General features: G+C 39.7%; 19 protein-coding genes and 2 pseudogenes. 11 read left to right on the forward strand and 10 right to left on the reverse strand.

What is annotated here, in order from left to right; translation table 11 throughout:
- Positions 1 to 13: 13 nt before the first annotated feature.
- From accC to ACB088_RS04830, 7 genes and pseudogenes are all read right to left on the reverse strand, one after another.
- Entirely contained in the window at positions 14 to 1,384 is a 1,371-nt protein-coding gene (accC, locus tag ACB088_RS04800) for an acetyl-CoA carboxylase biotin carboxylase subunit (RefSeq protein WP_003652264.1), read from the reverse strand.
- Between the two features lie 17 nt (positions 1,385 to 1,401).
- Positions 1,402 to 1,821, reverse strand: a complete 420-nt coding sequence (locus tag ACB088_RS04805; protein WP_003652263.1) for a biotin/lipoyl-containing protein — start codon at positions 1,819 to 1,821, stop codon at positions 1,402 to 1,404.
- A gap of 17 nt (positions 1,822 to 1,838) precedes the next feature.
- Positions 1,839 to 2,294 carry a type II 3-dehydroquinate dehydratase gene (gene aroQ / locus ACB088_RS04810; RefSeq protein ID WP_003652261.1) on the reverse strand — a complete coding sequence of 152 codons (456 nt, stop codon included), beginning with the start codon at positions 2,292 to 2,294 and terminating at the stop codon, positions 1,839 to 1,841.
- A gap of 235 nt (positions 2,295 to 2,529) precedes the next feature.
- Complete coding sequence (locus tag ACB088_RS04815; protein ID WP_375038168.1) at positions 2,530 to 3,855, reverse strand: Y-family DNA polymerase; 1,326 nt, start codon at positions 3,853 to 3,855, stop codon at positions 2,530 to 2,532.
- 263 nt (positions 3,856 to 4,118) lie between these two features.
- A complete protein-coding gene (locus ACB088_RS04820) occupies positions 4,119 to 6,380 on the reverse strand; it encodes a TonB-dependent receptor (protein ID WP_375038169.1) in 2,262 nt (753 codons plus the stop codon).
- Positions 6,381 to 6,536: 156 nt separating this feature from the next.
- Complete coding sequence (locus ACB088_RS04825) at positions 6,537 to 7,307, reverse strand: HpcH/HpaI aldolase/citrate lyase family protein (protein WP_375038170.1); 771 nt, start codon at positions 7,305 to 7,307, stop codon at positions 6,537 to 6,539.
- Positions 7,300 to 7,803, reverse strand: a pseudogene (locus ACB088_RS04830) (IucA/IucC family C-terminal-domain containing protein); the annotation flags it as partial. The gene ACB088_RS04825 and the pseudogene ACB088_RS04830, both read right to left, overlap by 8 nt.
- Positions 7,804 to 8,556: 753 nt before the next feature.
- Here ACB088_RS04830 and ACB088_RS04835 point away from each other — a divergent pair.
- The 9 genes from ACB088_RS04835 to ACB088_RS04875 all read left to right on the forward strand — a co-directional run bounded on the left by ACB088_RS04835 (position 8,557) and on the right by ACB088_RS04875 (position 19,927).
- Complete coding sequence (locus tag ACB088_RS04835) at positions 8,557 to 10,347, forward strand: IucA/IucC family protein (protein ID WP_375038171.1); 1,791 nt, start codon at positions 8,557 to 8,559, stop codon at positions 10,345 to 10,347.
- Positions 10,340 to 11,737: a lysine N(6)-hydroxylase/L-ornithine N(5)-oxygenase family protein gene (locus tag ACB088_RS04840; protein ID WP_375038172.1), complete on the forward strand. Its 1,398-nt coding sequence runs from the start codon at positions 10,340 to 10,342 to the stop codon at positions 11,735 to 11,737. The genes ACB088_RS04835 and ACB088_RS04840 overlap by 8 nt, the downstream gene beginning before the upstream one ends.
- A 15-nt stretch (positions 11,738 to 11,752) precedes the next feature.
- On the forward strand, positions 11,753 to 13,204 hold the full coding sequence (locus ACB088_RS04845; RefSeq protein WP_375038173.1) for a DHA2 family efflux MFS transporter permease subunit: 1,452 nt from the start codon (positions 11,753 to 11,755) through the stop codon (positions 13,202 to 13,204).
- An 11-nt stretch (positions 13,205 to 13,215) separates the two neighbouring features.
- Positions 13,216 to 15,051: an IucA/IucC family protein gene (locus tag ACB088_RS04850; RefSeq protein ID WP_375038174.1), complete on the forward strand. Its 1,836-nt coding sequence runs from the start codon at positions 13,216 to 13,218 to the stop codon at positions 15,049 to 15,051.
- A 12-nt stretch (positions 15,052 to 15,063) separates the two neighbouring features.
- Positions 15,064 to 16,974: an IucA/IucC family protein gene (locus ACB088_RS04855; protein WP_375038175.1), complete on the forward strand. Its 1,911-nt coding sequence runs from the start codon at positions 15,064 to 15,066 to the stop codon at positions 16,972 to 16,974.
- Complete coding sequence (locus ACB088_RS04860; RefSeq protein ID WP_375038176.1) at positions 16,952 to 17,830, forward strand: (2Fe-2S)-binding protein; 879 nt, start codon at positions 16,952 to 16,954, stop codon at positions 17,828 to 17,830. The genes ACB088_RS04855 and ACB088_RS04860 overlap by 23 nt, the downstream gene beginning before the upstream one ends.
- Complete coding sequence (locus ACB088_RS04865; protein ID WP_375038177.1) at positions 17,815 to 18,441, forward strand: RraA family protein; 627 nt, start codon at positions 17,815 to 17,817, stop codon at positions 18,439 to 18,441. The genes ACB088_RS04860 and ACB088_RS04865 overlap by 16 nt, the downstream gene beginning before the upstream one ends.
- A gap of 21 nt (positions 18,442 to 18,462) precedes the next feature.
- Complete coding sequence (locus ACB088_RS04870; RefSeq protein WP_375038178.1) at positions 18,463 to 19,086, forward strand: GNAT family N-acetyltransferase; 624 nt, start codon at positions 18,463 to 18,465, stop codon at positions 19,084 to 19,086.
- Positions 19,087 to 19,564: 478 nt separating this feature from the next.
- Positions 19,565 to 19,927: a hypothetical protein gene (locus tag ACB088_RS04875; RefSeq protein WP_375038179.1), complete on the forward strand. Its 363-nt coding sequence runs from the start codon at positions 19,565 to 19,567 to the stop codon at positions 19,925 to 19,927.
- A gap of 290 nt (positions 19,928 to 20,217) precedes the next feature.
- Here the strand turns inward: ACB088_RS04875 and ACB088_RS04880 are convergent, their stop codons facing one another.
- The gene (locus ACB088_RS04880) at positions 20,218 to 22,407 is read right to left on the reverse strand and encodes a TonB-dependent receptor (protein ID WP_375038180.1); all 2,190 of its coding nucleotides are present in this window, start codon (positions 22,405 to 22,407) and stop codon (positions 20,218 to 20,220) included.
- 129 nt (positions 22,408 to 22,536) lie between these two features.
- On the opposite strand from ACB088_RS04880, the pseudogene ACB088_RS04885 reads away from it, so the two are divergent.
- Together ACB088_RS04885 and ACB088_RS04890 are read left to right on the forward strand one after the other, a co-directional pair.
- A pseudogene (locus tag ACB088_RS04885) lies at positions 22,537 to 22,723 on the forward strand (hypothetical protein); the annotation flags it as partial.
- A 338-nt stretch (positions 22,724 to 23,061) separates the two neighbouring features.
- Positions 23,062 to 23,181: a hypothetical protein gene (locus tag ACB088_RS04890; protein WP_375038181.1), complete on the forward strand. Its 120-nt coding sequence runs from the start codon at positions 23,062 to 23,064 to the stop codon at positions 23,179 to 23,181.
- Here ACB088_RS04890 and ACB088_RS04895 read toward each other — a convergent pair.
- Both ACB088_RS04895 and ACB088_RS04900 read right to left on the reverse strand, forming a co-directional pair.
- Entirely contained in the window at positions 23,178 to 24,200 is a 1,023-nt protein-coding gene (locus tag ACB088_RS04895) for an ABC transporter substrate-binding protein (protein ID WP_375038182.1), read from the reverse strand. The genes ACB088_RS04890 and ACB088_RS04895 overlap by 4 nt on opposite strands.
- Positions 24,201 to 24,791 carry an ANTAR domain-containing response regulator gene (locus ACB088_RS04900; protein ID WP_092706999.1) on the reverse strand — a complete coding sequence of 197 codons (591 nt, stop codon included), beginning with the start codon at positions 24,789 to 24,791 and terminating at the stop codon, positions 24,201 to 24,203.
- Positions 24,792 to 24,883 lie beyond the last annotated feature (92 nt).

The raw sequence follows: 24,883 nt of genomic DNA on the forward strand, positions 1-24,883 counted from the left end.
GAGGCTTTTTTTATTATGCAGTTTCAGCTTTCTTCTTTTCTTCCAATTGCTTTAACAAGTGTTTTTCAAGGTAATGGATGTCCATTGCTTGAGAACAGAAGCTCTTATCTTGCAAAATAAGATCTTTATGCAGAGGAATATTGGTTTTAATTCCTGTAAGGATCATTTCATCTAAAGCTTGACGCATACGTGCAATTGACGTTTCACGGTCTTTACCATGAGAAATCAGTTTGGCAATCATAGAGTCATAGTAAGGTGGAATGCTATATTCTGGATAGATATGAGAGTCTAAACGAATACCAGCACCGCCTGGTGCATAGAAACTTTCAATTTTACCCGGTGAAGGTAAGAAAGTTGTTGGATCTTCTGCATTGATACGACATTCGATTGCATGTCCTTGAACTTTGATATCTTCTTGTTGAAGTTCTAGTCCTAGGCCGCCTGCAATACGTAGCTGTTGTTCAATAATGTCAACACCAGTCACCATTTCAGTAACAGGGTGCTCTACCTGAACACGAGTGTTCATTTCGATAAAGAAGAATTCACCGTCTTCAAATAAAAATTCAAACGTACCAGCACCACGATATTGCATTAGCTGACATGCATGAACACACGCTTCTAAAATATCAGCTCGAGCTTGTTCTGGTAGATTTGGTGCAGGCGCTTCTTCTAGCACTTTTTGGTGACGACGTTGTAATGAACAGTCGCGGTCATATAAATGAATCGCATGACCATTACCATCACCAAGAATTTGAACTTCGACATGGCGAGGTTTTTGTAAAAAACGCTCCATGTAAACAGTATCGTCACCAAACCACATTTCTGCATCGCGTTGTGCTGCTTGAACTGATTCAAGTAGTGTATCTACACGCTCAACAATACGCATACCACGTCCACCACCACCAGATGCCGCTTTAACAATAAGCGGGAAACCGATTTCTTTCGCTTCAGCTAAGGCATTGTGGATGGTCACGGCATGGTCGCAACCCGGTACAGTAGGTACGCCTGCTTTTTTCATGGCAACAATCGCAGAAACTTTATTCCCCATGAGGCGAATATGTTCTGGGCGAGGGCCAATAAAAGTAAAGCCTGAACTTTCTACAATTTCAGCAAACTCAGCATTTTCTGAAAGGAAACCATAACCAGGGTGAATGGCATCAGCACCAGTAATTTCTGCAGCAGTAATAATTGCCGGGATATTTAAATAGCTATCACTACTTGCACCCGGACCAATACATACTGCTTCATCAACAAAACGTAAATGCATCAAATCCTTATCAGCATCTGAATAGATACCAACAGTCTTGATTCCTAATGTTTTGCAAGCCCGAGTAATTCGTAAAGCGATTTCACCACGGTTTGCAATTAAAACTTTTTGCAACATAGACGTCCCCGAGGTAATTACGCGCGATAACGGAATAAAGGTTGACCGAATTGGATAACATCACCATTTTTCACTAAAATTTCTTCAACCACGCCACTTTGAGTTGCTTCAATTGGGTTCATGATTTTCATTGCTTCAATAATACCCAAAGTTTCACCAGCAGATACAGTTTGACCTACTTTAACAAATGGTGCTTCGCCTGGGCTTGGAGCAGCGTAGAACACGCCAACCATTGGAGAAGGTTCAACAGCTCCACGTGGTGTTTTTGCAACTGGTGCTTCTGCAACAGGAGCTGCCGGAAGTGCTACACCAGCCGCAGCAACGACTGGACTACGACGAGTTAAAGCGATTGATTGATCACCTTCTTTAACTTCAATCGCTTGCAAGTCAGACTCAATCATTAAATCGATGAGTTTCTTAATTTTGCGGATATCCATGGGCGACTATTCCTAAACTAGTTTGGGTTAGATGGTTGAATTTTTTCAATGGCGTAATCGAGTGCAAAACTATAGCCTTTTGCACCTAGACCACAAATCACGCCAATTGCTTTATCAGATAAATAAGAATGGTGTCGGAATGCTTCTCGTGCATGAACATTCGACAAATGTACTTCAATAAATGGAATGGCAACGCCAAGTAGAGCATCGCGTAGAGCAACAGAAGTATGAGTGAGGGCGGCAGGGTTAATAATAATAAGTTTTACGCCTTCAGTTTGTGCCTGATGAATACGGTCAACAATGGCACCTTCCCAGTTGCTCTGGAAAGTATCTAATGTAATTGATGCGCGTTGAGCTTGGGTAATAAGTTGTTGGTTAATATCACCTAAGGTAAGATGACCATATACTTCTGGTTCGCGTTTTCCCAGCAAATTCAAATTCGGTCCATGAATCACCAAAATGGTCGAACTCATTCAGATTGCTCCAGCTCTAAAGTTGCAAATAGTCTTTGCAAGATGTCTGCAAAGTTTGCTTATTATGGCATATGTTTCTACAATTTTTTTATAATTTGTTTTAATTGTCGCAGAAAGGGTACGCCAAATTCGGCTTATATATTGTGAATTTTGCGATGATTTAGCAATGTTAAAAAATGACAAAATTTCAAGTAATTTAATAAAGCTTATTTTAAACTGAATTGACAAAAACAGTTCATGTATTTTGTGTAACGGCTGTAGACTTCTCTTCAATTACGAGTAGCTCATTCCATCGGGTTAGATAGTTTTTTGAACGGTGACATTGTTTCATATGCCAAGATGGGCTACGCGAATGATAGCCCACTTGTAAATAGTGACTACCGAATCGATTACGGACTGTACTTAGTGTTTTCATGAGTTGTTGTCTTTGCTGGATCAACTCAAGAGGTTGCCATAAATCATCAATGTGATGTTGACGGGCGTGCAAACCACAAAATAAAACTCCAATCTTAATGTATCTTTTATTTTCTTTATATAAAACATCAATTTGTTGCATTGCTGCTTTGGTTAATATGCATAGATCATCTGTTGCATAAGTTAAGCCAATGGCTTGAGATGATGCTTTTTTATAAGGTGGTTTATCTGTTTTTTCATAAAGCATGACTTGAATGCAGGCACAGAGTTGTTCTTGTTTCATTAAACGCCGATGAGCACGATTGAGATGAAAGATAAGCGCTTGTTTAATAATCTCAATGCTGGATAAAGCTTGAGCGAAACTTCGTGATGCTAAAATTCGTTTTGTTAGGATGGCAGGATCATCAAGTTGAATGCAGGATTGGCCTTTTAGCTCACGAATAGTACGTGCCATAACCACAGAAAAAGCTTTGGCTAGATGGTATTCATTGGCAAAAGTTAAGTCTAGGCATGAATAAATTTCATAGCTTCGTAGTTGTTTGACCAATTGGTAGCCAATTCCCCAGACTTCTTTAACAGAAGTTTGTTGCATGAGGTCTTCAAGAACTAGAGGATCTAAAGTAGTGAAATTACAAATTCCATTAAAACTTTTAATTTTTTTTGCATAGTGATTGGCTAACTTGGCCTGAGTTTTTGAATATCCGATGCCAATACAACAAGGTAGGCTTAACCATTCATCTAGCGTTTCTACGACTTTGCCACAATATGAATGGATCTCTAGAGATTGGAGGTAAGGGGTAAGGTGGATAAAGCATTCATCAATAGAGTAAGCCTCTAAATCATCGGATGAGAAAAACTCCCCAAGAACCGAAAAAAAGCGACGAGACATCTCGGCATATAAAGTGTAGTTGCTTGAATAGACGTGTACGCCTGCTTGTAGAGCCGCTTCTTCAATTTGATACCATGGGATTCCCATCTTTATACCCAAGTCTTTTGCTTCTTCGCTGCGTGATACAACACATCCATCGTTGTTAGAAAGTACTACAACAGGTAAACCAATAAGTTTGGGATTAAATAGTCGCTCACAACTGACATAACAATTATTAATGTCTACAAGCGCATAAATTTCTCGATGTGAAATTTCCATTATGATTTCCCCTTAAAAATATTGGTAAAGCCACATGCATGAATTGAGTTTCATAAACACGATGTTGAAAAGTGTTGGGAGAAAATCACATCTTGAATATGTAACAAAATCAAGTTAACAAAATTTCTGGTAGAAAGCTAGGGTAGTCCCGACAGTCGGTTTCAAGTCGACAAAGAAAAGAAGATAAGGCTTAAATAATTTTTAAATAAAAAAAGGAGACCGTATAGATCTCCTTTTTTGTGACACATTCTATGTAATTTTAATTACCACTTATGGCTATAAGAAACTTTAAGCGTTGCCCCATTTGCCACCAAATGGCTAGTGTTATTACCAGATCTTAATAATTGACTATAGAGAGGATAGTACTTGCGGTTAAACATGTTTTCTAAACCAATCGTCACAGTGTCTTTTTTGTTAAGCGCAAAGCTACTGATTAAATCGGCTGTTGTATAAGTTTTTACATCGGCACGACCAGAGATAGTGGCATCATTTAATCGGTAATCTTCTGAACCGAAGTAAGTTGCTTGTAGGCGGTTTGTCCAAGTTTCTGTTGGACTATAAGAAACGTAAGCTGTGAGTTTTAAAGGCGGTATACGGAAGCCTGTCATGTCTTGTTCAGCACCGTTTTGAGGTTTTTCACGGCCTTTCATCCACGTAACACTACCACCAGTTCCCCAAAAATTTGCATCATCAAGATAGTCAAAAGTTGCTTCTACACCAGTGACTTTCTCTTTAGTTCGGGTGAGAATTAAACCGTTACCAAAGGATTGCACGCCGCCTAAGTCAGAAGTAGAGTGGAACACTGCTAAGCTTGAAGAGAAGTTGTTGAAGTTTCCTTTCCAGCCCAACTCATAGTTATCAACTTTTACCGGCTCAAAAAATGAAGATGATAATTCAGATTTTTTTTCCTCATTTGCATTACGAATAATCACACCAACATCCGGTAATTGGAAACCTTGATTAAATGATGCATAAATCGAGTGCTGGTCATTCGGTGAGAAAGTCACATTGGCATTGTATAACCATGAATTAGCTTTCACTTTTCCACCTTTATATACATAAGGGTTGGGCTTATATGATTGTGTGTTAGGATCAAGTTGTGATAATGGAATAAAGCTATCAATTTGCGCATAGCTGTCTTCATAACGTGTACCCGCTTCTGCTGACCATTGATCATTAAAACGGTGTTTTAACTGTATAAAACCACCAACACTTTGCGTGGTGAGTTTTGGTAAATAAGTAAGCTTGCCAGTTTTTACAAACTCTAGGCCACCAGATTGCTCATAAATGTCACGATCAAAAATATCTAAAGGCATTTCGCTTTTTTCGCGGTTGAAATCACCACCCCAAACTAGGGAGGTATCACCTAAAAACTCAAGTGGTGTGGTTACAGTTAAGCGGCTACCGAGTACGTTATTCTCTTGATAAACTTGGTCTACCTGTCCACCTCGATTCGGATTGTTTTTTGCATCAAATGGTGAAAAACGTGTAAAGAAGTCACGGTAATAAATTTGAGCATCAACCTTATTGCCAAAGAAGTCTTTATGGTTATAGGTTAAATTGTAAATCTGGTTTTCATTTTTAGTCTGGTCTTTTAGCTTTAAGCCTTTAATGGCTTTGGCTGGTACAGTTCCGGCAGGGGCATTATTAACACTTGGGTCAGAAGCATAATCTGAGTCTTGCTCGGCATTGTAGTAGTTTGCAGCAAATTGTAGGTATTGGTTGTCATCAATATGGTAACCCAGCTTACCGCCTACGCTGTAGGCATCGGCATCATAAAGGTCGCCCTGACTTGGTTCTGGTGCAACTCGGTCACCACTGGCATCGTATGGACTACCAATACGTTGATAGCCAAAGTCGAGTGCATAGTCAAAAGCGTTAAAGCTGCCTGTGAAATATTGATGAATATCGCCACTTAAAGCATTAGAACGGAAATTTGTTAAAGGTGTTTGAAGTCCAACGACTGTTTTTGCTGTAGGTTCGCCACCAGCAGCTTTCGTTGTAATTGAGATAATACCGCCAGCAGCACCACCGCCATAAATTGCGTTACTTCCTCGGATCACTTCAATATTCGCAATGCTTTCGGGGTCAATTGAGGAAAGTCCTCTTGATGTATCACGTGTGAGGTTCATTGGAACGCCATCGACCAAGATCAGGGCATTACGACCACGTAAAGTTTGACCATAATCGGTAATGGTTCGGCTTGAGTCAGACAGGCCTGGTACTGCTTTGGCTAAAACGGTTGCAATACTTCCAGAGGAACCATTTCTTAAAAGTTCAATTTGTTTTTCATCTAGTTTAGTGACTTGTTTAGCAGAAGTAGAAAGTTCATCTGCACGTGAAGCAGTAATTGTAATTGTAGGGAGTGCTTCAGGCTTTTTTTCAGCATCTGTTGTCTCAGAGGCTGAGGCTGCAAATGCTGAATTTGAAAGAAAAATGGCCCCACCAAGTGAAAGAAGTGGAATGATATTTTTAACTTCAGACTTTCTTGTAAAAAGTTTATTACTTTTTATCTTATTTCCCATTTTCTCGCCCTGAGAGTGATTTTAAATTGAGCGAATTATAAATGAGAATCATTGTAATTAACAATATTATTAATTGCTTAAAAAATAATATATTTGAAATTTATTCAATGAATTAGGGGAGTAGGTGTTTATTCCCCCCAAAAAATTGAACAGTGATCAGATTTCCTTATAGGCGTTCAAATGATTTTGATGGGCACGGCGAATAATACTTCGGTCATCACCGAGTACAAAAAGCTGAACAGATTGTTGTTTCCAAGCCGCAATATCTTCAGGTTGTCGAGGAATAGCACAGAAATGCTTTTGACTATTTTTGGTCTTTGTATACATCTCTTGAACTTTTTCTTTTACTTTTGGATGACTAGATTGCCACGGCATGCCCATAGATTGAGAAAGGTCGGCAGCACCTTCCATAATAATATCAATACCTTCGACTTTTAATATTTCATCAAGCTGCTCTAGTCCGTCTAAGCTTTCAATCATGGCAACCACAATCGTCTCGTTTGCTGCGTGTTGAACAAAACTGGCTAAATCATCAATACCATATCGATTTAACCTTGTCGAGTTAAGGCCTCTTTGCCCAAGTGGCATATAGTGACAATAGTTCACTGCTTCTCGTGCCTGCTTCGCATTTTCAATACGTGGAAACACAATACCCGTTACCCCTGCATCGAGCAGAGGTAGAACTAGGTGGTTAGCGTTTAAAGGTACTCTGACAAAAACATCAAGACTCATGGCTCTAGCCGCTAAAATCATGGTCTCGACTTGAGACGTACTAAATAAAGTATGTTCCAAGTCGATAATAATAAAATCATAGCCCGCAAGTGCCAGTTGCTCGACATTAATAGGAGAAGCTACGGAACAAAATATTCCGTAGAGCGTCTCACCATTTTCTATTCGTTTCTTAAGAGAAATCGAATATTTATTCATATTCAATTTCCTTAATGAGGCTGAGTGGGTTCGGCGTAGTTTGCACTCTTAAGCGAATTTCAGGAAGGAAGCGGCGGCTCGCCAACTGTTCAATATCGATGGTGTCATCTGTAAAGTTAAACAATTCATATCGCTCGGCAAACTCTGGGTGAGCTTCTTTATGTTGATTGATGATGGTTCTTAATATGGTCCAGAATTTGATTTCATCGAAGTCATAATGTTCATTTAGGAAAATTGCTAACTCTGCAAGGTTTACAAACCAAAGCGCATCTTGAGTAACGTCTCTTAACTCATTTGGAGAGTGGGTTTCCAAAAATGAATTTGGATTAATCTTGGCATGTTCTTTTGGTGCATCTTGTAAATTTGGTAGAAGGTCTGGCTCGTGTAAAAGATGACGACTAAAACGAATACCGTCATGGAAATCTTTCAAGGCTGCCTTAACTGGTAAGCCATTTTTATGAATCAGAACCATGTTTTGAGCATGTGACTCTACGCTAATACCTATTATTTGCAAATAGCTCAACTAATGGAATAAGCGAAACGTTAATGTATTGTTTCCACCAAAAAGTAATGAAGTCTTTAGCATCGTTCGATTGTAAATTTTGGTTGGGTGCAGCTTGTTGAATAAAGCTTAATAGAGGAATTTCATGGTCCTCTTTAAAATAGCTAGTTTTTGAGCTGGAGTTTAATAGTGTGCATGGAATAGATGGATTTTGTTTAGATAAATATCAATTCAATTTTGTAGAGGATAATCCGTCTGACCACATTGAATAATTCCACACACTAACAAGAATTTTTACTAGGCTCTATAGAGTAGGTTTACACATGATATTTCGTAGAGCTCATTTTTTACTCAGCTTTTATCATTTCTTTCAACTGATCCTAGCTAATTGCTTTTTTGTTGTTAGTAATTTGTTTCTCGCTCTATTCAGGAACGAAAACAAAGCATTGAGGAGGTAAAGTTTCTATTCGTTTGTTAAAAATTATAAAATAATTGTGATTTATATCACGCTTAATCAAGATAAATTCATCTGATCCAGTTTTGCATTGATCAGCATTTTAGGAAATTTAAGGTTGAATTTTGTAGTTTGAGTGATTTGACTTGATTCTACTGTGTGAAAAAAATGAAGAGTTGTTAAGGGAATGTAATTTTTTATTATTGAATGTAAATAATAATAATTATCATTTGTATTTATATTTAAGCATGGATATTCTCCGTAGGTATTTATCCCCCCACAGAGTAATCCTGATGAGATCAATCACAAATAAAATTGCCTTGCAGCATTTAGTGAACTCATATTTACAAGAAACAGGTCATGGTCGTTTTCTCTCTTTAACAGAACAATCCCCTCATTTAACAGAAAGAGGCAAGGGTAAAGTTTTACTGAGTATTCCTTTACACGCAATCAATGGGTTTCTTTATGCACCGATTGAATATTTCAGTCAGGTGGGACGCCACCGTTTTGCTGACTTGCCGTGGGTCGAGCGGGAAGGTCAATATGTGGCACTCAGCCCTGTAAATATTGCGGCAAATTTACTGGAAAATTTAATTGAACAATCCAAAGCTCAGCAACTTGATGCATCTTCATTGCTGGAATGTTGGATTCAGAGTCACAGGGCACTGCAGCAATTTCTCAGTCATCGTGAACCAGATTTTGATCAGATTATAGCAAAACAGCAAAACTTTATTCAGAGTGAACAGGCATTGGTACTTGGCCACAGCATGCATCCTTCACCAAAAAGCCGTCAGGGTTTTGTACAGGATGACTGGAAGATTTTTTCACCTGAAACACAGAATACCTTCAAAATGCAATTTCTATATGTGAACCCAGAACATATTGCTTCGGACAATGCACATAAAATTGATATTCCCGCACAGTTCAAACATGATTTAGAACCATATTTCAATGCGTTTCACCGAGCAAAAATAGCCCAGTTTCCTGACTATGCCTTGTTGCCTTTACATCCATGGCAGGCACGTTATCTAAAAGATAAGGATTGGTATCAACAGCTTCTACATGAAGAGAAATTGATTGATTTTGGCGCGCTAGGCTGGGATGTCAAGGCAACAACTTCAGTACGTACACTGTACAGTGAGCAATCACCTTGGATGTTCAAGGCATCTATGACTGTAGCTGTGACTAATTCAGTGCGGGTCAATCTGTATAAGGAATGCCACCGTGGTTTGTTGAGTTATCAGCTGTGGCATGATGATTGTCTAAGTGAATTTAGGCAGAGAAATCCGAACCTTCAGGCTTTGAGTGATCCTGCTTGGATTGCATTGAAATTTGATGGTCAAGTACTAGATGAAACCATCTGTATTTTGCGTGAAAATCCATTTAAGGTCAGTGATGATGTGACTTGTATTGCTTCATTGTGTCAGGATCATCCTGTATTGGCAAAAAATCGTTTCAGTGAAATTTTTGCAGATATTTCAAAACAAACAGGTCAGTCTCAGTCGCAAGTTGCCTTGCTATGGTTTGATCGCTTCCTAGAAATGACCATTCTGCCATTGATGGAGTTGTATCATGAATATGGAATGGCTTTTGAAGCACACCAACAGAATACCTTGATTGAACTGGAACAGGGTATGCCTAAAACAGTATGGTTTAGGGATAATCAAGGATTTTACTATATCCGTGAGCTTGCCACAGAAATTTTGAAACATTATCCGACATTGGCAACAGATGGTCAGGCAGTGTGCTCATTGTCACTGGTGGATGAACGTTTCCGTTATTACTTTATTGGTAATACCTTATTCGGTCTGATTAATGCCATAGGTATGACTGGCACCGTTCAGGAGCAACAATTAATTGAAATGCTGCAATCCTACCTGTTGCAGGCCTATCAGAAATATCCTGAAAGCAATTTATTAAAGACTGTTTTACATCATGAAACTTTCCCTTATAAAGGCAATATGATGACACGTCTGTATGAATTGGATGAGTTACAAGCTGATATTTCTCAGCAATCAATCTATGTTGATTTAAAAAATCCACTCTATGTTAGACAAGTTATTGAGGAGGCCGACTATGCTTGATTTCATCGGTGTTGGTCTGGGGCCCTTTAATCTAAGTCTTGCTGCGTTGGTGAATCAGCATGCTTCATTGAAGTATTGTTTCTTTGAAAAACGGGAAAATTTTGACTGGCATGCAGGATTACAGCTACCAGGTGCGATGTTGCAAGTCCCTTTTATGGCCGATTTGGTTAGTCTGGTTGAGCCGACAAGCCCTTATAGCTTTCTGAACTATTTAAAGGCACAGCAACGTCTCTATAAGTTTTACTTCCGTGAGAATCTGTATATTCCACGCAAAGAATATAACCATTATTGCCAGTGGGTCGTACAGCAGTTGCATGATCTACATTTTGGTCAGCGAGTGGTAGACGTTGCTCCAATCTCTGGAGGTTTTCAGGTGATTGCTGAACAGCGTGGACGATTGTCCATTCATCAGACCCGTAAACTGGTATTAGGGGTGGGAACGGTGCCGCGATTACCCAAACCATTACAAACAATTTCAGAACAAACCGTATCTTGTCTGCACTCTTCCAGCTATCTAGAGCAGTGTACCGATAATCTTTCTGGCAATGTGGTATTGATTGGCTCTGGTCAGTCTGCGGCGGAAATTTTTATTGATTTATTTGATCAGCAGATTTCATCAGAAACAGGCAAGCCCAAATTCCATTTATATTGGTTGACCCGCTCCGCAGGTTTTTCACCCATGGAAAATACACCATTGGGTCTGGAAAGCTTCAGTCCAGATTACATGCGTTATTTCTACCATTTACCAGAAGCTCTCAAGGATACTCTGCCAACTGCACAAGCCCACTTGTACAAGGGAATAAGTAGCAGAACTATTCAGGAAATCTATGAGCGCCTTTATCACCGTAGTATTGGACAAGCGGATACCTGTGTGACTATTGCTGGCAACTATCAGTTGGAGAATGCACAGTTACATGGGCCGAATAATATTCAACTTGAATTTTTACAGATTCAGCAACAGCAGATGTTGAAACTCCGGGCAAGTACCGTGATTGCAGCAACGGGTTATCAATATCCTGCACAGACGTTCCTGAATAAGCTAAATGACGGGATTGTATTAGATACCCAGCAACGCTGGAAAATTAGTGAGCATCATCAACTGCAGTATCAAGGGGATGGTGAGATCTATATACAAAATACCAGTCTCCAACACCATGGCGTTGGTACTCCAGATCTGGGATTGGGTGCATTTCGTTCTGCACGGATTGCCAATCAGATTCTGAAAGAAAACTATTTTGATGTAGATGGGAAACAAGGCTTTCAGGATTTTCAGCTGGATAGTCAGGCCTTGACGACTGAATTCAAGATAAATAATTCCCGAACAAATACAGTCATGCCGCGTCCCTCTGGGAAAACCGATGATCAGTATTTAAAAGTCATGAGCAAATAACACAGGGGACAGGAGATGGCTGAACAGCCACAACCACTGTTGCAGACAGAAAATCCTGAATCTTCAGGGTTACAACGTTGGGTGATGATCTGTGTGATGTTAGGAACTGGCACGGTCAGTATAAACAACAGTAGTTTTAACCCCGCTATTCCTCAGTTGATGCATGATTTTCAGATCAATGAAACAGCAGTTAGCTGGGTGATGGTTATTTTTCTGCTGAGTATGAGCCTGAGTCTATTACTCACAGGTTATGTGAGTCAGCGATTTGGTAAACGTCAGGTATATCTGACTGCACTGATAGTCTTTGGTTTGAGCTCGCTGTATGGTGCTTTTGCAGGGCATTTTGGAACTGTATTGCTGGTTCGTGCTTTACAAGGCTTTTCAAGTGGATTGATGATCCCATTGTCTCTGGGAATTATATTTATGGTAACTCCGCCTGCACAGCGGGGGGCTGCTACAGGGTTATGGGGTGCCATGATCATGCTGACTTTGGCATGCGGACCCATGCTGGGTGCACTGGTTTTGGTGTGGTGGAACTGGCAGGTGTTATTTTTATTGAATGTTCCGCTGGCGATCTGTGCATTGGTGATGGGGTTACGGTGGTTGCCGTCACAGCAGACTAATTTGAGATTATTACGTTTTGACTGGAGGGGTTTTGTACTGCTTGCTGTGGGCATTGTAGCGTTGCTGCTCAGCTTGAGCAAAATCCAGCAGTTGAGTGACATCCAAACGTCTGAGTTTCTGTTGTTGTTCAGTACAGGCATTGCGGCATGTTGTGGCTTTTTCTGGTTCAGTCGTAATAAGCCCAATGCTTTAATTGACTGGCAACTATTTACCAGTAGTGGTTTTAACTACAGTGTGATTATTTCAGTTGTACATACTATCGGACTGTTCATTACCTTACTCCTGATTCCACTACTGTTACAAAATACTTTAAAGCTCAGTCCAGTGTGGACAGGGCTGATCCTGATGAGTAGTGCACTGACCACCAGTCTATGTAGTCAATGGGCGGGTAAATATCTCGATCAACATGGCGCCCGGCAATTAATTTGTTTTGGTCTTCTGTTGACTGTTGCTGCATTCGCTGGTTTGGCATTGATTCCAGGTACACATGTCATATCCCTGATGTTTTGTATGATCTTGCATGGGCTGGGATTTGGTTTGTCCTATATGCCAGCGACAACAGCTGGGTTAAATAGTCTGGAAGATCAAGAACTGGTGACTCAGGGAGCCGCTGTTAATAACTTACTGCGCCGGATTTGCGCTGCAATTGCTGTCGTGGTTGCTGCACTCTATCTGCAAATTCGTACACACAATATTCCATATTCACCAGAACTCGCAATTGCTCAAATTCATGCAATACGGGAACTATTTTTGATCTGTGCAGGAGTGATGCTGTTGGCATTACCCGCTGCATGGAAGTTTCCGAGTCAAAAGCAAGTGGACGTTTTGGTCCAAAATCAATAAAGGTAAAAATAATGGGCAATTTACATCCAGCACTTTCTACAACCACACATTCTGTGAATGCAAGTACTTTAGCTTGGCAGCAGCCTGATCAAGCCACGATGAAAAAAGTTGAACAGCGTGTGATCAAACAATTGCTACAGGCATTGATTTATGAAGAGGTGATTCCAGCCCAGTTTCAGGATGGTGTTTTTTATATAGATGTGATCAACCCACAAGGGCAATCGGTACGTTACGTAGCTGCAGGACAGCGACATCTTAGTTTTGGGCTAGTACGCATGAATGCTACAGATGTCATCCGTGAAGATCATCAGGGACAGAAAACGGTTGCGCAGTTGAATTTAGTGATTGATGAGGTCATCCGAAGTATTCCACAGGCAGCCCAGATTGATGGTTTTATCAGCGAATTGAAGCGAACTTTTATTCATGATGTGCAGTCTCAGCATTGCCAGAATGAGTATGCACTACCAGCAGCACAATATAGTTATGACGTGCTGGAAACCTATCTGATGGATGGTCATCCATATCATCCTTGTTATAAATCCCGAGTGGGTTTTAATCTGCAGGATAATCTGAAATATGGGGTTGAGTATGCACAACCCATTCATCTGGTGTGGATTGCAGTACATCAGTCCATATTTTCCCATAATGCATCCAGTCATTTAAATGCAGATGATTTCCTGCAGCAGCAGTTGACTGAACAGGATCAGCAAGAGTTTACAAAGGTTTTGGGTCAGCAAAAAAATACAGATGGGTATATTTGGTTACCCGTTCATCCATGGCAATGGGAAAATACTATTGTGCATGTGTTCTTTAAGGAAATTGCTGAACAGAAGATTGTTTATCTGGGACGAGGGGAATATGCCTATATTGCTCAGCAGTCACTGAGAACACTGACCAATTTACAACATCCTGAAAAGCCTTATATCAAATTGTCCATGAGTCTGACAAATACCTCAAGTTCACGGATATTGGCGACACATACAGCAATGAATGGGCCGCTCATTACAGATTGGCTACAGGGTTTAAAAAAGAACAGTGAAATTGCCCAAAAATTGGATTTTGATATTCTTGGTGAAGTACATGCCTCAGCAGTGGATTTCACTCGTCTGCCGACTTCACATGCCAAACAGGCATATGGAACTATTGCCAGTCTATGGCGTGAAAGTGTTCAGCAGTATTTAAAATCTGGTGAAGACGCTATTCCTCTGAATGGAATTGGTCATGTTCAGCAGGATGGGAAGTTACTGATCGCACCTTGGCTGGATCAGTATGGTGTGGATGCATGGGTTGGGCAATTGCTGTCTGTGGTCATTCAGCCAATTCTATATTTACTCTTTGCTGAAGGAATTGGAACTGAATCGCATGGGCAAAATATTATTTTGGTTCATCGTAATGGCTGGCCAGTACGAATTATTTTAAAGGATTTTCATGATGGGGTCCGCTTCAGTCCTGATCATCTGACCCATCCTGAAGCTTTTCCGGTCTTGCATGCATTACCCGCAGAACATGCGAAAGCTAATCGTATGTCATTTATTCTCACGGATGACCTAAATGCAGTGCGGGATTTTAGTTGCGCTTGTCTATTCTTTGTTGCATTGAGTGATATTGCCATAACACTAAAACAGCAGCTTGACTTTAGTGAACAGGTCTTCTGGCAAAAAGCAGCAGATATTATTCATCATTTTCAGCAGCAATATCCCGAACATCAGTCACGCTATGCTGTGTTTGATGTCTTTGCAGAGCAATATTGTATTGAATCGCTAACCCGCCGCCGCTTATTCGGTGATGGTGATGTACAGATGCGTTATGTAAATAACCCTCTGTTCCATTTCCGTCAGCCTGTATAGGGGGATAAACAAATGAATACCATGGTGTTTTCACCTGCCGTTTCAGGGCAGGAGATATTGATGGATTTGGTTAATAGTCTACTTGCTGAGCAATATATTTCAGAATCGGAGATCCTAACAAAGGATCAGGCTCAACGACTATGCAGACAAAGATTTCAGCATGGCTTTGAAACACTTTTCGACAGTTATACAGCTGGGGAGCGTTTTGCAGTTTTATTTAATTCTGCTCAGACTGAGTGCTTGATTCTACCGCTAAAACAGGGTTTGAAACAGCGTTGGCAGATGTATGTTGGAACATCGATCTGTAAGCTTAGCATGGACGAAGCACAGGATTATCATGTTCAGAAACTAAGTGCATTACAGTTATTTGACTTCATGCAGCAATTACAGTGTTTCAACTCTGCTGATACATCAAAACTGGCAGATTTTCGTGCAGATTTAAAACAGGCAATGTTGCATGCAGAATTGTCTCAGCAACATCGATTGTCCTTCTCAGAATGGTTAACGCAGCATCCCGCAGACTTATTTATACAGCTGGAGCAGTATGCTGCTTTGCGGGATCGTCCCTATCATCCGCTGGCCAAATTAAAGGACGGTTTTAGTCCCGATGAATATCAGTATTTCAGTCCCGAATTTGCTCAGGATATGAATGTTCACTGGGTTGCAGTAAATAAAGAAAAGTTGGTCTATGGGAAGGATGTCACTGAGATCAGCAGGCAGCAACCTGCGCGTATTTTTCTGAATGCGGAACAGTTCCTGATGTTGAAACAGGAATGTGATGAAAAAGCGCTGGGGGATAGCTATTTAGCAATTCCCCTACATGCGTGGCAGTTCAAGCATGTGCTGTCCGATAAATTTTCTGAAGAGTTGCACCATAAGGACATTATCCCCTTAGCGTTCCAGTCTAGCGGCTGGTACGCTAGTTCGTCACTAAGAAGTCTTCTTTCAGCGACACAGCCACAGGATAGTCTAAAATTACCACTTGCAGTTAAATCTTTGGGTTCATTGCGTTTTTTGCCGATTGTAAAAATGATCAATGGGCAAAAGAATCAGCAACTATTGCAGCTTGCTAAGCAAAAAGATGAGGTACTGAAGAGACGTCTGTGGTTATGCGATGAAAATCAATGGTGGGCTTATCTTCCAGAGCAACAGGATAATTTAACGCCAGATAATTTAATGCTGTTCAATGAACGGCCGATGCATCTCGCTGCACAGCGCCGTAGAATTCCTGCTGAGTTGTTACAAGCACCTTATCAGATTATTCCTATGGCTAGCTTAGGGCAACTGATGGATGGGCAGGGATGTGTATTTGATTTGATTCTAAAATGGCAGAATTTAACGATTACACCACAGCATATCTGCAATACTTTTGCTGCATTATGCCGTGATTTCTTTGAGGTGAATTTGCGCCTGTTCCGTCTTGGTCTGATGGGCGAAATTCACGGCCAAAATATTTGTATTGTACTAGAACACGGGCAATTCGCTGGCTTCATGCTCCGCGACCATGATTCTGTCCGTATTTATCAGCCGTGGATGCAGCAGCAGGGCCTGCCTGATCCGGAGTACCTGAGTCCACATGATTTTCGTATTACGCTGTATCACGATAGCGTGAAAAGTTTGATTCTCTATCTGCAAACACTCGGTATACAGGTCAATCTGGCGAGTATCTTGGAAACTGTTGCAGAGTTCTATCAGATTGACTCGGCGGATTTATGGCGCGTATTGGCACAGCAGTTACAGCAAGCGCTGGATGATGTGCCGTTTACGGATACGGCCCGCGCTGAATTAAAGCATATCCTGTTTGATAGTGAGTTGTGGCCATATAAGCAACTGATCCGTCCGCTACTTGAGCAAGATAATCGGGTGGGAAGTATGCCAAGCAGTATGGGAACTGTGCCGAATGTATTCAGGAGTGTTGTTTAATTTCATGAATAGAGAAAACTCAGGTGTGCAGTCACAGATTGCAGTATTGAATATTGAGTCTGATTTTAAAATGACAGAATCTAATATACCAGTACTTAGGCAGTTGCTGGCTGAACGCTTGAATATTCAATTTGATGTGCTGCCTGTAGAGGATCAGCAGATACTGAGTTTTACAGATCTGCTAAATCCCTCTGCATGTCTGACAGCATTAAATGATTTTGGTTCCCGCGTGGGTGCAGTGAATTTAACCTGCGCTACATCCATGTTCATTAAATACTGGGCTGTTCCTCTGTTATTCCCATATTTCTATGCCCTGACTTCTGAGGAAATTGATTTGCCATGGGAAATATCCTGTATTTCCGCAGTATTGCCTCCTGACTGGTATTGGGACAGAACACTGCATCTGATTAATCTGCCTCAATTACAGCATGGCGTCAGTAGAAAACAGCAATCTTTTGAAGGATATGTGCGATTTATACTGGGTGACCTGCAAAAGTTATTCGATGTCCTCACCCGTATAGGGAAAGTACAGAAATTTTTGTTGTGGGAAAATACTGCATTACGAATTCTGCAATTTTACGACATGATGAACAGAAAAGGGGGGAACCAAGCTTTCCTCAGCCGTATCCAGTTTCAACGACAGTTTTTGATAGATTTACCTGCAGCTGATCTGGGCCTAAAACAGAACCCATTTTATTTATTGGATCAGAGTCGGCAGCAATCGTCCACGACCTATCAACGTAAAAAATGCTGCTTTTATTTTCAGTTACCTGAAGCACAGAAAGAATATTGTGCAAGCTGTCCATTACTGAGACAGGATGAACACAGAGGTCAATACTCATGCAAGACCAGTTAAATAATTTAATCCAGAGCTATGCAGGTATTGCCAGCTCAACCATTGGTCATATACTGGACCAAGGGCATTTACCACAGATTCATGCGATTAACCAAATTGGGCATGCTGTGGGTCGAGTGCGTACGGCTACATTGCATTCAGTCAATGGTATGGCACTGCGTCAGGCTTTGCTGAACAGCCAACCGGGTGATGTACTGGTTATTGATGCACGTCAGTTGAAACATCGTGCCTGCTGGGGAGAACAGCGACATCGCGCTGCCATATATCATCAGCTTGCCGCTGTAATCATATTGGGTGCAGTAACGGATGTAACTGCCTTAAGAAACATGAAGGTCCCCGTTTTTGCTTCATCGGTCAGTTGTCTGACTACACGTCAGCAGGGAGAGAGTGTGGTGGAGTTCGACCAGCAAATACAGATGGGAGATACCTGTATTTCTTCGGGCGACTTAATGGTTGGAGATGCTGATGGTGTGTTTATTTTGAGTCCAGATATTGCCCGTCATCATCTTGAGCAGTTTCAGCAAATGGAAATCCAAGAACGGCAGAAACGGGACCAGTTTTTCAGCGAACATTCAGCACAGGATTATTACCATTTTACTGCATCTGCATGAAATTGAATTGAGTAAATATTTATGATGACATTATCTTCACAGCTGTTGGATGAGTTCCATTACGAGGAAAGAGGAATAGCTTATGGATTAAGGGCTGTGCAACTCCCGCAGGATTTTCCATTATTGTATAAATGGATGCATGAACCTCATGTGATTCCTCAGTGGCAGCTAAATAAACCGGAGCTTGAACTGGCAGTTTATTTTGAAAAGATGATTTGTGATGATCATCAGCGGTTATTTATTATTACGATTGAACATACTGATGTTGGTTATCTTGAGATATATGAAGCCAAGCGTGATCGGCTGGCGCTTTATTATAATGCTGATGACTCTGATCTGGGCTGGCATATTTTATTTGGTGAAAAACATGTGCTTGGGCAAGGGCATTTCAGAGCTGTTATGCGCATGATGAGTTATTTTATTTTTGAAAATTCAACTGCCAGTAGAATAGTGGGTGAGCCGGATGAAAATGTAAAATCTTATGCCTATATTGCAGAGGATATTGCTTATCAAGCGCAGAAAAAAATAAAGATGTTAGAAAAAACAGCAGTTCTATATCATTGTTATCGAAATGAATTTTACTCACGCTGTGGAAGTTATCGGCAACGTGATGGACTAAATAAATCAGAAGTGAGAGTACAGTAAAATATAATAAATCAACAATTTAATTATTTTATTTCGACTAGGCAGGACCAGTTTGATATACAGCATCATTTTTCATAATTATATGCTCTTACATACCATCTTAATCCATGATCGATTAAAGAATGAGGGGCAAGTTTTTTTGGGAAAAACCATTATCTACTGAACTGTACTAATTAGATGCTTAATTTAAATTTTATTAATTAAAATATAAAATGAGGGATTGGTGGATTTTATTATTTTCTTACTTCAAAAACAAATATATTTGTTGATTATAGTGAATTATTGACTAAATTTATTATTGGTTTTGGTATGTTTTTGATTATTTGTACTTTATGTACATTTGGTATTTCCCAACTGATTGGTCGTTGGGGATGGTCTTTTATTTTTTTCTTATCACAGTTAAGTTTTGTTTTGTGTATCTGTTATTTTTAGGGGCACACTATGCTCTCGGAAATACTTTAGTTGATATATTAAGTGTATGAAAAAATATATGTATCACCTTATTTTACTTTCTGTCTTTGGCTTAGCCTTTGTGTTTACTTTCTATAGTGGAAACTTATTGAATTTAATTACAATGATTTTCTTAAGTTTGTTACTAAAATTTCGTATTGATAAATTCATAAAACAATTGAAAATAGAAAAATTAAATGATGAAAATTTAACTGAGAGTGAGAAGGAGTATAAAAAAAAGATAGTGGTAATGTTGGTTTATATTTTAATCGTTCCCAGTGCTGTATATCTTTTTTATGCAGGAAAAGAAACGAATATTTTTATTAAGAATATACTAGGTTCTGTATGGAAATATGGTCTCTATCAAAGTGAAAGTAAAAATTCCAAATGATTCACTTTTAATTATACGAAGATCACCTGATAAAAATAATAATAGATTTTATATTATTTGAAGAGCTAAGCCAAAAATTTATTAATCTTGATAAATCAGACTGTTAAAAAAAGTCGAATTTTAATATCTGTATTTCTCTCTAATAGAATAAGAGAGGCTACATGAAATTGTGAAAAATTGATTGATAATTAACCGTTAAACGTGACAAATCATTAAAAAAGTCCAGACACTAGGGAAGGCATATTACGTTAATTTTAGAAAATTTAGAACAGTCCCTCCCAGTCCTAAATTTAATAATTTATAGTATAACTTAGCACAAAAGTACGACCTTCGGCTGGGATTGCTAACAATGAGTTTGCATTGGTTACTGCTGCTTGTTGAGCGAATACAGTTTTATATTGATTTCCCCATAGATTATAGACACCAAAGTCCACACGACCTTTCGCCATAGGAAAATGTGCTAATACATCCATGGTTGTATAACCTTTAATTTCTGCTGCGCTATTACTATCACTCAGTCCAGCTGATTTTAACTCTAGGTCGTCTTTATAGGCTTTATCAGTTCCTTTGATCGCAAGCATTTGAGCACGTACGCCATAGCCTTCCGTATTATTCCATTCAGCAAACAGCGTACCTTTCATTGGTGAAATTGCAAAAGCATTTAACTCATGCCAATTATTGGCTCCATCCTTGTACTGGCCTCTTGTATAACCTAAAGTCCCACCTACCTTATAATTTTCCATAAATGGGTAACTTACTGTTGCTTCAGCTCCATAAATTCGCTGGTCGGTATCAACAACATTTACAGAACGATCCGAGTTAAATTGAACGACTTTATCAGAAGTATTATAAAAACCTGTTAGGCCCAAATTTAAACCTTTATCTTGGTTCAAGCGCCAGCCTAGTTCATAGCTATTCACAGTGATCGGAGCAATACCAGACGTAGTTAAGGTATATGCTGCAACATCACGTAATACACGTTGCACATCTGGATAACTGTAGCCTTGTGAAAAGTTAGCATAGACTTGCTGAGCATCAGTGAGTTTATAGACGGCACCAAGGTTAAACAAGAATTTATCTGAATCTGTAGAGTCTGCAGCCATTAATGTATACGGCTTACGTGCAGTTAAATAGCTGTCTGTGTCCGCTTGAACATATTGGTAACGCACTCCAGCTTGAATATTAAGCTGATCTGTTACTGCATAGTCCCCTTGTATAAAGGTACCAATATTCTGAATTTCAGTATCTGGTCCTGAGTCTTGTTTTTCTCCAGTTGGGGTATAAACTAAACCATTATTGCTTGGTATATAGTAGTCCGCCCACTGATGATCTTTTTCCCAGTCATAGTCTAAGCCATAAGTTAGTTTTAAATCACGGTCAGCAACAACAAGATCAGACTGTAAAGTTGAACGAATACCTGCATAATCCACATTTGATTGACTTTGCTTTACACTAACACCGTCAGCTGAATAACCATAAGGTACAAAGCGTGACTTCTCCTTTCGATAGTAAGCTTCCACATTCAGAACTTGACCTAAGAAATCCTGATTTTGGTACTGTGTATTAAAAGCATAACGTTCAGTAAACGGCTGATTATCTAAGCTCCAACCTTTGACAGCTTTGTAAGATGGATCTGTTTTTGTGAGCAAATAAGAATAATCAGGCCCATATTCTGTATCTTGCTCATCTTTATAGTACTGAGCACCAAAACTAAGAGTCTGGTTATCTGTTAAATTAAAGTTTACACGACCATTCACATCAATGGTGTCGGTATCCATAGTGCTACCCTGCCAAGGGCTTAATGAAATACGATCCCCATTACCATCAAATTGAGAGCCTCGATTGGTATAGTCTACGCCAAGAAAACCGTCGACTTTATCATTTGCAAATGAAGCCGTTTGGCCAACTTGATAAGCCAGACTGTCACCGCGGAAATTATCGGCCGATGTCACACCTAATTTTGTTTGAAAGCTAACAGGCTTAGACTTGTCAGCACGTTTGGTAATAATATTAATAATTCCGCCAGTCGCACCTGAACCATAGATACTGGTCGCACCTGAAACTATCTCAATATGATCAATCATATTTGGGCTAATACTATTCAACTGACGGGCTACATCACGTGAACCCGTTTGTGATACGCCATCAATCATCACCAGTACATTACGTCCACGCATAGTTTGACCATAATTACTACTCGTTCCACTGCTTGGTGCTAAAGATGGAACTAGTTGTGCCAAAACATCTGCAACTTTACGACCTGGACCAGCCTGTTGCGCAATTTCATCAGCAGAAATGGTTTGAACTGTTCCTGCAATTTCAGCAATGCTTTTGGGTGTACGTGTCGCTGTTATCACAATTGTCGGAAGTTTAGCTTCAGCATTTTGTGATTCAGTAGTTGTTTTAATTGAACCATCGGCATAAAGATGGGTACAAATTGCTGTTGTAAGTAAGCAAAGACTGAAGGGTAACAAGCGCATTTTTATTCCCAATTAGTAAATATTAATATTGATGCAAATAGTAGTCATTACCATTATGAATGTAAATAGTAGTCATTACTATTATGGATATAAAATCTTTATTGGTTATTTAACATGGTAATCCCCCTAAAAATAAAGGGTTATGCGATTATGGATGCCCTAGTGAATTTTCCAGCTTATAAGGGGCGAGTGGATTTTGGAATTTATAACGTATGGAATAAAGACTATCTAGCAGTCAGAAATTACCTTTTCACCAGTGTCTAGTATGCGGGCACAAGGGCATACCTTTGGTTTGAGTTACACTTTTAATTATTAATTGATTTTAGCTAAAAGCTGGTGCTGAGTGTTTAAATTTCACTTATCACCAGCTTTTTTATTATTTATATAATTCAAATTTTTAACTGGATGTAAGTATCGCCATGAGCGTGGTTCAAAGCTGTTTAGTTTCCCCAAATCTCAGCAACTACTACGATTCACAAGCCAAATAATTTACAGCAACGTCAACACTACGAGGTGCACATGTTGGCTATTAGTTTGAATTGTAAGAATGATTAAGAGAGGGGATTTTGATCAAGTGTCAGTTATTGATATGAAAATGTCTGAAAATGATACGTTTAGATAGATATGATCATGTCCATAAGCGCTATATTTTAAATGGATCAATTGAGTCCAGAAAGTATAGTAATGCGTGTTTCGCATTTTGTCTTATGGGTCTTTCAAGCTGTCTTTTATATAAAAGACAGCTTTTTTTTGTTGATTGATAGGTCGTGTTAGACGAAATTAAGCTGCTTAGCTTGATCGTAAGCCACTAGATTGATGCACTTATGGCCCAGTGCATTGATTTGCGTTTGGTCTAGCTGAAGGTCATCCCACTTTTGCATTTGTTGGAAGAGCCAATAAAAGTCTTCTACTTTCGGAAGAGCGCTTTCTTTTACTAAATGACGGACAATATCCTGAATCATATAGTATTTGTCGACATGCACTTCTTCTGAGCAATGAAAACGAACAATTCCAAACTCGACCAATAATTTTAAAATTGGAGCAAAGTCTTCTAGTTCGCTAAGTTCTTGCTGAGCTTTCATAATTGCCGCGGTAAGTGCAACCAGCGTTTGTGGATGCTGTTCAGCCCATTCTTGCGTTACGGCTAAAACTTTGTCAGCCACAGGTGGAATAATGTTCTGACTTGAGCAAATCATTTTACTTAAACCGAGAAGCTCGCCCTGAGTATTCCAAGGTTCTCCAACACAGAAACCATCAATCACATGCTTATCTAGTGCTTCGACCATATAAGGTGGTGGTAAGGTTTTGAGCTGAATTGATTGAGCGAGTTCTGGGTTTGCTAAAGCTAACCATTCTCTTAAACAATAATGATGAATGGAGTGCTTAAACACATGAGCTAAAGAAAGGGAATGACCTTGTTCAATGTAATGCACCACTTTTTGCGCCGTTACTTGAGCTGTATCATTTTCTTGAATCTTAAGTTGATGCGTTAATTTTTGACTTAAGCTAATAAATGCACGATTTTCGCTCAAAACCAGTGAAGTTTGCAGTGGCGTACCAATTTGATCTGATCCTACCGCAGCCGCAGGTAACATCGCAGATAAACAGTGGGCTGCATCTAATAAACCAAAAGCAAGGCGGTCGCGAAGACTTGCCCATGATGCTTCTTTAACTAAAGTAACGTCGAGCCCTACTTCTTCAAAGAAACCTCTTTGTTTCGCCCAAAGCAATGCAAGACAATCAAGCAAAGGAATATAGCCAAGTTGTAATTGAGTCTTTTCTAATGTGCTCATTTATTCATCCTTTAGTTGATTGCCAAGTAATTTTTGGGCGTCAAGTAAACGCCGAGCCATTTCCCCAATCGTAATACGGTGGCTCATGGCATTTTTTCTGAGCAACTGGAATGCTGTATCTTCAGGAAGGCCATGGAGTTGCATAAGTAAAACTTTGGCTTTTTCAACATCTTTACGATCAGCTAGTTTAGTTTGAGCATCTCTTAAATCTCCTTCGAGTTTTTTGTGTTTTTTATATTGCTCAATAGAGATTTCTAAAATGGTATGTAAGCGGGAAGGATCAATACCATCAACAATATAAGCAGTCACCCCCGCATCTATGGCTTGTTTGATTGTATCTTTATCTGAATTTTTGGTGAACAGAACGGTAGGAAGGTCATAGCTACTGACACAGCTTTCAATAATGTCACGGTGAGGATGGTCCATATCAAGCAAGATCACATCCGCTTGTAAATGTTCGAGGCGAAAGATATTCAAGTGGTCCAAAGTAAGGCAAGCGACCACTTCAAAATCATTTTCAAGCAGACTTTTTCTTATGTAGTCGGCTCGCGCATGATCATCATCAATAAGGGCTATTTTGAGTTTTGGCATAAGTTCAGAAAATCAGGCTAAGAAAATGCGCCAATTCGACGCGTTTTTTGTTATCAGTTTTTTAAGCAAGATTAGTGCCATCGAAAACTAAA

The organism is Acinetobacter sp. RW6 (assembly GCF_041956835.1).
Classification (GTDB): domain Bacteria; phylum Pseudomonadota; class Gammaproteobacteria; order Pseudomonadales; family Moraxellaceae; genus Acinetobacter; species Acinetobacter calcoaceticus.

Bases quoted from the DNA above. Each gene is read 5' to 3' on its own strand.
- accC (WP_003652264.1), bottom strand. From the start codon at position 1,384: ATGTTGCAAAAAGTTTTAATTGCAAACCGTGGTGAAATCGCTTTACGA.
- ACB088_RS04805 (WP_003652263.1), bottom strand. From the start codon at position 1,821: ATGGATATCCGCAAAATTAAGAAACTCATCGATTTAATGATTGAGTCT.
- aroQ (WP_003652261.1), bottom strand. From the start codon at position 2,294: ATGAGTTCGACCATTTTGGTGATTCATGGACCGAATTTGAATTTGCTG.
- ACB088_RS04815 (WP_375038168.1), bottom strand. From the start codon at position 3,855: ATGGAAATTTCACATCGAGAAATTTATGCGCTTGTAGACATTAATAAT.
- ACB088_RS04820 (WP_375038169.1), bottom strand. From the start codon at position 6,380: ATGGGAAATAAGATAAAAAGTAATAAACTTTTTACAAGAAAGTCTGAA.
- ACB088_RS04825 (WP_375038170.1), bottom strand. From the start codon at position 7,307: ATGAATAAATATTCGATTTCTCTTAAGAAACGAATAGAAAATGGTGAG.
- ACB088_RS04835 (WP_375038171.1), top strand. From the start codon at position 8,557: ATGAGATCAATCACAAATAAAATTGCCTTGCAGCATTTAGTGAACTCA.
- ACB088_RS04840 (WP_375038172.1), top strand. From the start codon at position 10,340: ATGCTTGATTTCATCGGTGTTGGTCTGGGGCCCTTTAATCTAAGTCTT.
- ACB088_RS04845 (WP_375038173.1), top strand. From the start codon at position 11,753: ATGGCTGAACAGCCACAACCACTGTTGCAGACAGAAAATCCTGAATCT.
- ACB088_RS04850 (WP_375038174.1), top strand. From the start codon at position 13,216: ATGGGCAATTTACATCCAGCACTTTCTACAACCACACATTCTGTGAAT.
- ACB088_RS04855 (WP_375038175.1), top strand. From the start codon at position 15,064: ATGAATACCATGGTGTTTTCACCTGCCGTTTCAGGGCAGGAGATATTG.
- ACB088_RS04860 (WP_375038176.1), top strand. From the start codon at position 16,952: ATGTATTCAGGAGTGTTGTTTAATTTCATGAATAGAGAAAACTCAGGT.
- ACB088_RS04865 (WP_375038177.1), top strand. From the start codon at position 17,815: ATGCAAGACCAGTTAAATAATTTAATCCAGAGCTATGCAGGTATTGCC.
- ACB088_RS04870 (WP_375038178.1), top strand. From the start codon at position 18,463: ATGATGACATTATCTTCACAGCTGTTGGATGAGTTCCATTACGAGGAA.
- ACB088_RS04875 (WP_375038179.1), top strand. From the start codon at position 19,565: ATGAAAAAATATATGTATCACCTTATTTTACTTTCTGTCTTTGGCTTA.
- ACB088_RS04880 (WP_375038180.1), bottom strand. From the start codon at position 22,407: ATGCGCTTGTTACCCTTCAGTCTTTGCTTACTTACAACAGCAATTTGT.
- ACB088_RS04890 (WP_375038181.1), top strand. From the start codon at position 23,062: ATGGATCAATTGAGTCCAGAAAGTATAGTAATGCGTGTTTCGCATTTT.
- ACB088_RS04895 (WP_375038182.1), bottom strand. From the start codon at position 24,200: ATGAGCACATTAGAAAAGACTCAATTACAACTTGGCTATATTCCTTTG.
- ACB088_RS04900 (WP_092706999.1), bottom strand. From the start codon at position 24,791: ATGCCAAAACTCAAAATAGCCCTTATTGATGATGATCATGCGCGAGCC.